The sequence below is a fragment of the Pseudomonas sp. NPDC089534 genome, assembly GCF_044749305.1.
GTDB lineage: Bacteria > Pseudomonadota > Gammaproteobacteria > Pseudomonadales > Pseudomonadaceae > Aquipseudomonas > Aquipseudomonas ekonensis.
On the sequence record NZ_JBIVHR010000025.1, the window covers coordinates 60,013 to 66,640 of the forward strand.

Below are 6,628 nucleotides of genomic sequence, written 5' to 3' on the forward strand. Positions count from 1 at the left end.
GACCCTGGAGCATACTCCAGGCTTTAGCGTGAGCGCTCCCTGAATTTTCGGAGCATGGACGATGTGGACCTCAACGCAGTATCGGCGCCTGGTGCGCGGCAGTGCCTGGTATGACTTGATCGTGACGGCGGCGTTTGCCACGCCGTGGAGTTTCGCGCTGCTGCACGGGGGCTTGGCGGCGCTCAGCCGGGCGCTGGGGCTGCCGGGCGGACTGCCGGCGTTTGCGCCTGAGCATGTGCTCATGGCGAATCTGTTGGGCTCGGTGGTTTGCGTGTGGGCGGTGCTGCGGATCCGTGATCCGCAGCCGGTGTACGGACGGTACGACGCTGTGGCCAGGTTTCTCTTCGCGACCTGGCAGGCCTATGCCTTGCTGCACGGCGCCAGCGCGTTGCTGGTGGGATTCCTGCTGTTTGAGCTGGCGTGGGGCATCGCCCAGGCGTTGCCTGTGGATAAAGCTGTTTCCTGGCCATCCGGTCAGAGCCGTGCCGCGGCAGGTGCCGGTGGCCATTGATGCAGAGCGCCCGAACCCAAAAGGCTGTGCAAACAGACACCGCTTGGCGCCGAGGCCGTTGATCGGGCACAGGTTTTGCGCATTGTCGGTTGATCAAAAAACGATCAGCTCGGTGGGAACCTTGCGGAATCGGCGGCTGCGCCAGCCATGAACGGCTTATCCACAGGTTGCTCCACAGTATTTGTGCGCAAGCGCAAGCGTCGGGCATAAGCGCTGCCCGGCTTTCTTCCAAAGGTGATAAACCGAGCTAACTGATTGTTTTATTGTGGAATTTGTTTTTCGATCGGCGAATTGGGCGAAAAGTGAACAAAACCCGCAAAGCCCCATGACAGAAGGGTTACAGCGGGATGTGCTCAGGTTATCCACAGCCGGGCCCACAGCCGATGTGGGCAACTGTGCGGAATAAGCGGTCAGGGTGCGCGACACCCTGGCGGGGCTCAGCGCTGGAGCACGATCCGCCCGCGGCTCAAGTCGGCCAACTGCGTCTGCAGCGCCTCGATCTGCGCCGGGCCGACGGCCAGTCGCAGTTCGACGCCGTTGGCGGTGAAGTGTTCTTCCTCCACCAGTCCGCCGAGTTCCGCCACCCGCAGTTTCACAAGGGCCAGTTCGCCGAAGGCACAGGCGCACCGCAACGGCACGCGGCTGACCAGCTCGGTTTTCGCCGCCGCCTGCAGGCACTTGTTGGCCCCGCCGCCGTAGGCCCGGGCCAGGCCGCCGGTGCCCAACTGGATGCCGCCGTACCAGCGGATCACCAGCACCGCGACCCGGTCGCAGCCCTGCGCCTCGATGGCCGCCAGGATCGGCCGTCCGGCGGTGCCGCCGGGTTCGCCGTCGTCGTTGCTGCGGTACTGGTCGCCCAGTTTCCAGGCCCAGCAATTGTGCGAGGCGTTCAGGTCGCTGTGCCGCTCGATGAACGCCTGCGCTTCGGCGGGGCTGTCGATCGGGGCGGCGAACGTGATGAAACGGCTTTTGCGAATCTCTTCGCGGTATTCGCAAAGGCCGCTGAGGGTGAATGGCATAAACGTCTTATACGGAAGGAGTGAGGCCGCAGCCCTTGAGGATGATGCGGATCAGGTTGTCGCCGGCGTCTTCCATGTCCTGCTTGGTCAGCTTGGCGCGACCGCTGACCCGGCAGATCTGCGTGGCGAAATCGGCGTAATGCTGGGTGCTGCCCCACAGCAGGAAGATCAGGTGCACCGGATCCACCGGATCCATCTTGCCGGCGTCGATCCACGCCTGGAACACCGCCGCCCGGCCCTGGAACCAGGCGCGGTAGTCCTGGTTGAAATACTCGGTCAGGCATTCGCCGCCGCTGATCACTTCCATGGCAAAGATCCGCGAGGCCTGCGGCTGGCGCCGGGAGAACTCCATCTTGGCGCGGATGTAGCGGGTCAGCGCTTCGGCCGGGTCGTCCTCGGCGGTGAGGGTGTTGAAGGTGCTGTCCCACAACTGGAGGATGTTGCTCAGCACCGCCACGTACAGCCCCAGCTTGTTGGTGAAGTAATAGTGCAGGTTCGCCTTGGGCAACCCGGCCTTGGTGGCGATGGTGTTCATGCTGGTGCCCTTGTACCCGTGACGGGCGAACTCGTCTTCGGCGGCTTTGATGATGGTCTCCTCGTTCTTCTGACGAATGCGGCTGGCGGGCTTGCCGCCATGGGCTGGGACTTCAAAGGTCATGGGCGCTTCCGGGTCGGTGATGGGGTGCAGCCAGTTGCGTTGATAGCGCACCCGCACGCCCCAGACAAGACCTGCCGCGATAAAACCCCGGCCCCTGCTGGCGATGGCGCCGGGACGCACCGATCTCAGCGCGTGGCGGCCAGGCTGTCGAGAAAGCTCTCCAGCACCAGGTGCGGTCGCCGGCCCTTGCGCGTGACCGAGGCCAGGCTCAAATCGTAGAAGCGGCTGCCGGCCTTGAGCGCCCGCAGGCGCCCCTGCTGCACCCAGAGGCTGGCGTAGTGATCCGGCAGGTAACCGATGTAGCGCCCGGTGAGGATCAGGAACGCCATGCCTTCGCGGTCCGAAGCGCTGGCGGTGCAGTTGAGCGCCTGGTAGTGCGCCTGGATCTCCGCCGGCAGACGGAAGGTCGGGGCGATGGCGTCCTGGCTGTTGAGGCGCTCGTCGTCCAGTTGTTTGTCATCCACATAGAACAGCGGGTGCCCGACCGCGCAATAGAGCAACGAACGTTCGCTGTACAGCGGCTGGTACTCCAGCCCCGACAGTGCGCTGGCCTGGGGCACCACGCCGACGTGCAGGCGGCCGTCGAGCACGCCTTGCTCCACTTCGTTGGGGGCGATCATGCGGATCTGGATCTGCACGTCCGGCCCGCGTTCCTTCAACTGCGCCAGGGCATGGGTGATGCGCATGTGGGGCAGGGTGACGAGGTTGTCGGTCAGGCCGATGATCAGCTCGCCGCGCAAGTGCTGGTGCAGGCCGTTGACCTCGGTGCGGAAACTCTCCAGCGCACTCAGCAGCTGCAACGCCGACTGATAGACCTCCCGGCCTTCTTCGGTCAGGGAAAAGCCGGCGCGTCCGCGCTGGCACAGACGCAGGCCCAGGCGCTGCTCAAGGTCGCTCATCTGTTGGCTGATCGCCGAGCGGCCGATGCCGAGCACGGTCTCCGCCGCGGAAAATCCGCCGGACTCGACCACGCTGCGAAAGATGCGCAGCAGGCGGATATCAAAGTCGCTGACCTGGGCCAGCGGATCGGGACGGCGGCTGCTCATGTTCAGTGCTCAATGTTTAGCGGCGATCTAACTGAAGGTTAGAAAAGTTGAATTTCACCGACTTTATCGGCGTGGCAACGTAGCTGCAACAACGACTTTCATCTCCCTGCCGCTTATCGCCCTGCGAGGTTTTGCCCATGAACATGCCTGAAAACGCGTCGTCGCCACTGGCCAGCCAACTGAAGCTGGACGCGCACTGGATGCCGTACACCGCGAACCGTAACTTTCAGCGCGATCCGCGCCTGATCGTCGGTGCCGAGGGCAGCTGGCTGATCGACGACAAGGGCCGCAAGGTGTACGACTCGCTGTCCGGCCTGTGGACCTGCGGCGCCGGGCACACCCGCAAGGAAATCCAGGAGGCGGTCACCAAGCAGTTGGGCACCCTCGACTATTCGCCGGGCTTCCAGTACGGCCATCCGTTGTCGTTCCAGCTGGCGGAGAAAATCACCGCGCTGACCCCGGGCAACCTGAACCACGTGTTCTTCACCGACTCCGGCTCCGAGTGCGCCGACACCGCGGTGAAAATGGTGCGCGCCTACTGGCGCCTGAAAGGCCAGCCGACCAAGACCAAAATGATCGGCCGCGCCCGTGGCTATCATGGCGTGAACATCGCCGGCACCAGCCTGGGCGGCGTCAACGGCAACCGCAAACTGTTCGGCCAGGCGATGATGGACGTCGACCATCTGCCGCACACCCTGCTGGCGGGCAATGCGTTCTCCCGCGGCATGCCGGAGCAGGGCGGCATCGCCCTGGCCGATGAGCTGCTGAAGCTGATCGAACTGCACGATGCTTCGAACATCGCGGCGGTCTTCGTTGAACCGCTGGCCGGCTCCGCCGGCGTGCTGGTGCCGCCGCAGGGTTACCTCAAGCGCCTGCGCGAGATCTGCGACCAGCACGGCATCCTGCTGGTGTTCGACGAAGTGATCACCGGCTTCGGCCGCACCGGCACCATGTTCGGCGCCACCACGTTCGGCGTGACCCCGGACCTGATGTGCATCGCCAAGCAAGTCACCAACGGCGCCATCCCGATGGGCGCGGTGATCGCCAGCTCCGAGATCTACCAGACCTTCATGAACCAGCCGACCCCGGAATACGCGGTGGAATTCCCCCACGGCTACACCTACTCGGCGCACCCCGTGGCCTGCGCGGCCGGCATCGCGGCCCTCGACCTGCTGCAGAAGGAAAACCTGGTGCAGAGCGTGGCCGAAGTCGCGCCGCACTTCGAGAACGCGCTGCACGGCCTGAAGGGTTCGAAGAACGTCATCGACATCCGCAACTACGGCCTGGCCGGCGCGATCCAGATCGCCGCCCGTGACGGCGACGCCATCGTGCGTCCGTTCGAGGCGGGCATGGCGCTGTGGAAAGCCGGGTTCTACGTGCGCTTCGGCGGCGACACCCTGCAGTTCGGCCCAACCTTCAACAGCAAGCCGCAAGACCTCGATCGCCTGTTCGACGCGGTCGGCGACGTGCTGAACAAGCTCGACTGACTTTTCCCTCTTTATATACCTACAAACGACAGGCGCCCCGATGCGGGTGCCTGCGGACAAATTCAGGAGTTCCCGATGAGCGTTATCCCGCATTTGATCAATGGCGAACTGGTGACCGAGAACGGTCGCGCGGTCGATGTGTTCAACCCGTCCACCGGCCAGGCGATCCACAAGCTGCCGCTGGCCAGCCGCGAAACCATCCAGCACGCCATCGACGCGGCCAAGGCAGCGTTCCCGGCCTGGCGCAACACGCCGCCGGCCAAGCGCGCCCAAGTGATGTTCCGCTTCAAGCAACTGTTGGAGCAGAACGAATCGCGCATCGCCCAGCTGATCAGCGAAGAGCACGGCAAGACCCTGGAAGACGCCGTGGGCGAGCTCAAGCGCGGCATCGAGAACGTCGAGTTCGCCTGCGCCGCCCCGGAAATCCTCAAGGGCGAGTACAGCCGCAACGTCGGCCCGAACATCGACGCCTGGTCCGACTTCCAGCCGCTGGGCGTGGTGGCCGGCATCACGCCGTTCAACTTCCCGGCCATGGTGCCGCTGTGGATGTATCCGCTGGCGATCGTCTGCGGCAACTGCTTCATCCTCAAGCCTTCCGAGCGTGACCCGAGCTCGACCCTGCTGATCGCCCAGCTGCTGCTGGAGGCGGGCCTGCCTAAAGGCGTGCTGAGCGTCGTGCATGGCGACAAAGCGGCCGTGGATGCGCTGATCGAGGCGCCGGAGGTCAAGGCGCTGAGCTTCGTGGGTTCGACCCCGATCGCCGAATACATCTATGCCGAAGGCACCAAGCGCGGCAAGCGCGTCCAGGCCCTGGGCGGGGCGAAGAACCACGCGGTGCTGATGCCGGACGCCGACCTGGACAACGCGGTCAGCGCACTGATGGGCGCGGCCTACGGTTCGTGCGGCGAGCGCTGCATGGCGATTTCGGTGGCGGTGTGCGTCGGCGACCAAGTGGCGGATGCCCTGGTGGCCAAACTGGTGCCGCAGATCAAGGCACTGAAGATCGGCGCCGGCACTTCCTGCGGCCTGGACATGGGGCCGTTGGTGACCGGCCAGGCCCGCGACAAGGTCAGCGGTTATGTCGACGACGGCGTCGCGGCAGGGGCGACCCTGGTGGTCGACGGTCGCGGCTTGAGCGTACCGGGGCACGAAGAAGGCTTCTTCCTCGGTGGCTGCCTGTTCGACAACGTCACTCCCGAGATGCGTATCTATAAAGAAGAGATCTTCGGCCCGGTGCTGTGCATCGTCCGGGTGAACAGCCTGGAAGAAGCCATGCAACTGATCAACGATCATGAGTACGGCAACGGCACCTGCATCTTCACCCGCGACGGGGAAGCGGCGCGGCTGTTCTGCGACGAGATCGAAGTCGGCATGGTCGGCGTCAACGTGCCGCTGCCGGTGCCGGTGGCTTACCACAGCTTCGGCGGCTGGAAGCGTTCTCTGTTCGGCGACCTGCATGCCTACGGTCCGGATGGCGTGCGCTTCTACACCCGGCGCAAGGCGATCACCCAGCGCTGGCCGCAGCGCTCGAGCCATGAAGCCTCGCAGTTTGCGTTCCCTAGCTTGTAAATAGAGGGAAAGGAAGGCCGGCCTCGAAGAGGCCGGCCTTCTTGTTTTTCGGGGCGTTTTTGACTGATGTGACAGAAATATGAAAAAGGTGTTGACGGCAGATCTCAGGTCTCTATAATTCGCCCCACTTCCGGCGCAGTCGAAACGGAAAACTCCTTGAGATTCAATGAGTTAAGAGGTTTTCGGCAGCGGATCGCTTCAGTTCACCGAAGCCTGGAGGGAGTCGAAGAGGGTGGTGTTGTTTGGCCCTTTCGGCGTTTCGATCCTTCCGGTCGAAAGCGGAATAAAGAGGTGTTGACAGCAGCGTGCAACGCTGTAGAATTCGCCTCCCGCTGACG

The 6,628-nt window shown here is 64.0% G+C and carries 6 protein-coding genes; 3 read left to right on the forward strand and 3 right to left on the reverse strand.

Annotated elements, in window-relative coordinates:
- The first annotated feature begins 61 nt into the window (after positions 1-61).
- Positions 62-511, forward strand: a complete 450-nt coding sequence (locus ACIP0B_RS10605) for a hypothetical protein (protein ID WP_400831744.1) — start codon at positions 62-64, stop codon at positions 509-511.
- A 437-nt stretch (positions 512-948) separates the two neighbouring features.
- Here ACIP0B_RS10605 and ACIP0B_RS10610 read toward each other — a convergent pair whose 3' ends face one another.
- The 3 genes from ACIP0B_RS10610 to ACIP0B_RS10620 form a co-directional block, all read right to left on the reverse strand.
- The gene (locus ACIP0B_RS10610) at positions 949-1,530 is read right to left on the reverse strand and encodes an IMPACT family protein (protein ID WP_400831745.1); all 582 of its coding nucleotides are present in this window, start codon (positions 1,528-1,530) and stop codon (positions 949-951) included.
- A 7-nt stretch (positions 1,531-1,537) separates the two neighbouring features.
- The gene (locus tag ACIP0B_RS10615; protein ID WP_400831747.1) at positions 1,538-2,188 is read right to left on the reverse strand and encodes a TetR/AcrR family transcriptional regulator; all 651 of its coding nucleotides are present in this window, start codon (positions 2,186-2,188) and stop codon (positions 1,538-1,540) included.
- Positions 2,189-2,313: 125 nt separating this feature from the next.
- The gene (locus tag ACIP0B_RS10620) at positions 2,314-3,234 is read right to left on the reverse strand and encodes a LysR family transcriptional regulator (protein WP_400831748.1); all 921 of its coding nucleotides are present in this window, start codon (positions 3,232-3,234) and stop codon (positions 2,314-2,316) included.
- 137 nt (positions 3,235-3,371) lie between these two features.
- On the opposite strand from ACIP0B_RS10620, the gene ACIP0B_RS10625 reads away from it, so the two are divergent.
- Together ACIP0B_RS10625 and ACIP0B_RS10630 are read left to right on the forward strand one after the other, a co-directional pair.
- The gene (locus ACIP0B_RS10625) at positions 3,372-4,721 is read left to right on the forward strand and encodes an aspartate aminotransferase family protein (RefSeq protein WP_400831750.1); all 1,350 of its coding nucleotides are present in this window, start codon (positions 3,372-3,374) and stop codon (positions 4,719-4,721) included.
- A gap of 75 nt (positions 4,722-4,796) precedes the next feature.
- Positions 4,797-6,290 carry a CoA-acylating methylmalonate-semialdehyde dehydrogenase gene (locus tag ACIP0B_RS10630; protein ID WP_085640943.1) on the forward strand — a complete coding sequence of 498 codons (1,494 nt, stop codon included), beginning with the start codon at positions 4,797-4,799 and terminating at the stop codon, positions 6,288-6,290.
- The last annotated feature ends 338 nt before the right edge of the window (positions 6,291-6,628 follow it).

Bases quoted from the DNA above. Each gene is read 5' to 3' on its own strand.
- ACIP0B_RS10605 (WP_400831744.1), top strand. From the start codon at position 62: ATGTGGACCTCAACGCAGTATCGGCGCCTGGTGCGCGGCAGTGCCTGG.
- ACIP0B_RS10610 (WP_400831745.1), bottom strand. From the start codon at position 1,530: ATGCCATTCACCCTCAGCGGCCTTTGCGAATACCGCGAAGAGATTCGC.
- ACIP0B_RS10615 (WP_400831747.1), bottom strand. From the start codon at position 2,188: ATGACCTTTGAAGTCCCAGCCCATGGCGGCAAGCCCGCCAGCCGCATT.
- ACIP0B_RS10620 (WP_400831748.1), bottom strand. From the start codon at position 3,234: ATGAGCAGCCGCCGTCCCGATCCGCTGGCCCAGGTCAGCGACTTTGAT.
- ACIP0B_RS10625 (WP_400831750.1), top strand. From the start codon at position 3,372: ATGAACATGCCTGAAAACGCGTCGTCGCCACTGGCCAGCCAACTGAAG.
- ACIP0B_RS10630 (WP_085640943.1), top strand. From the start codon at position 4,797: ATGAGCGTTATCCCGCATTTGATCAATGGCGAACTGGTGACCGAGAAC.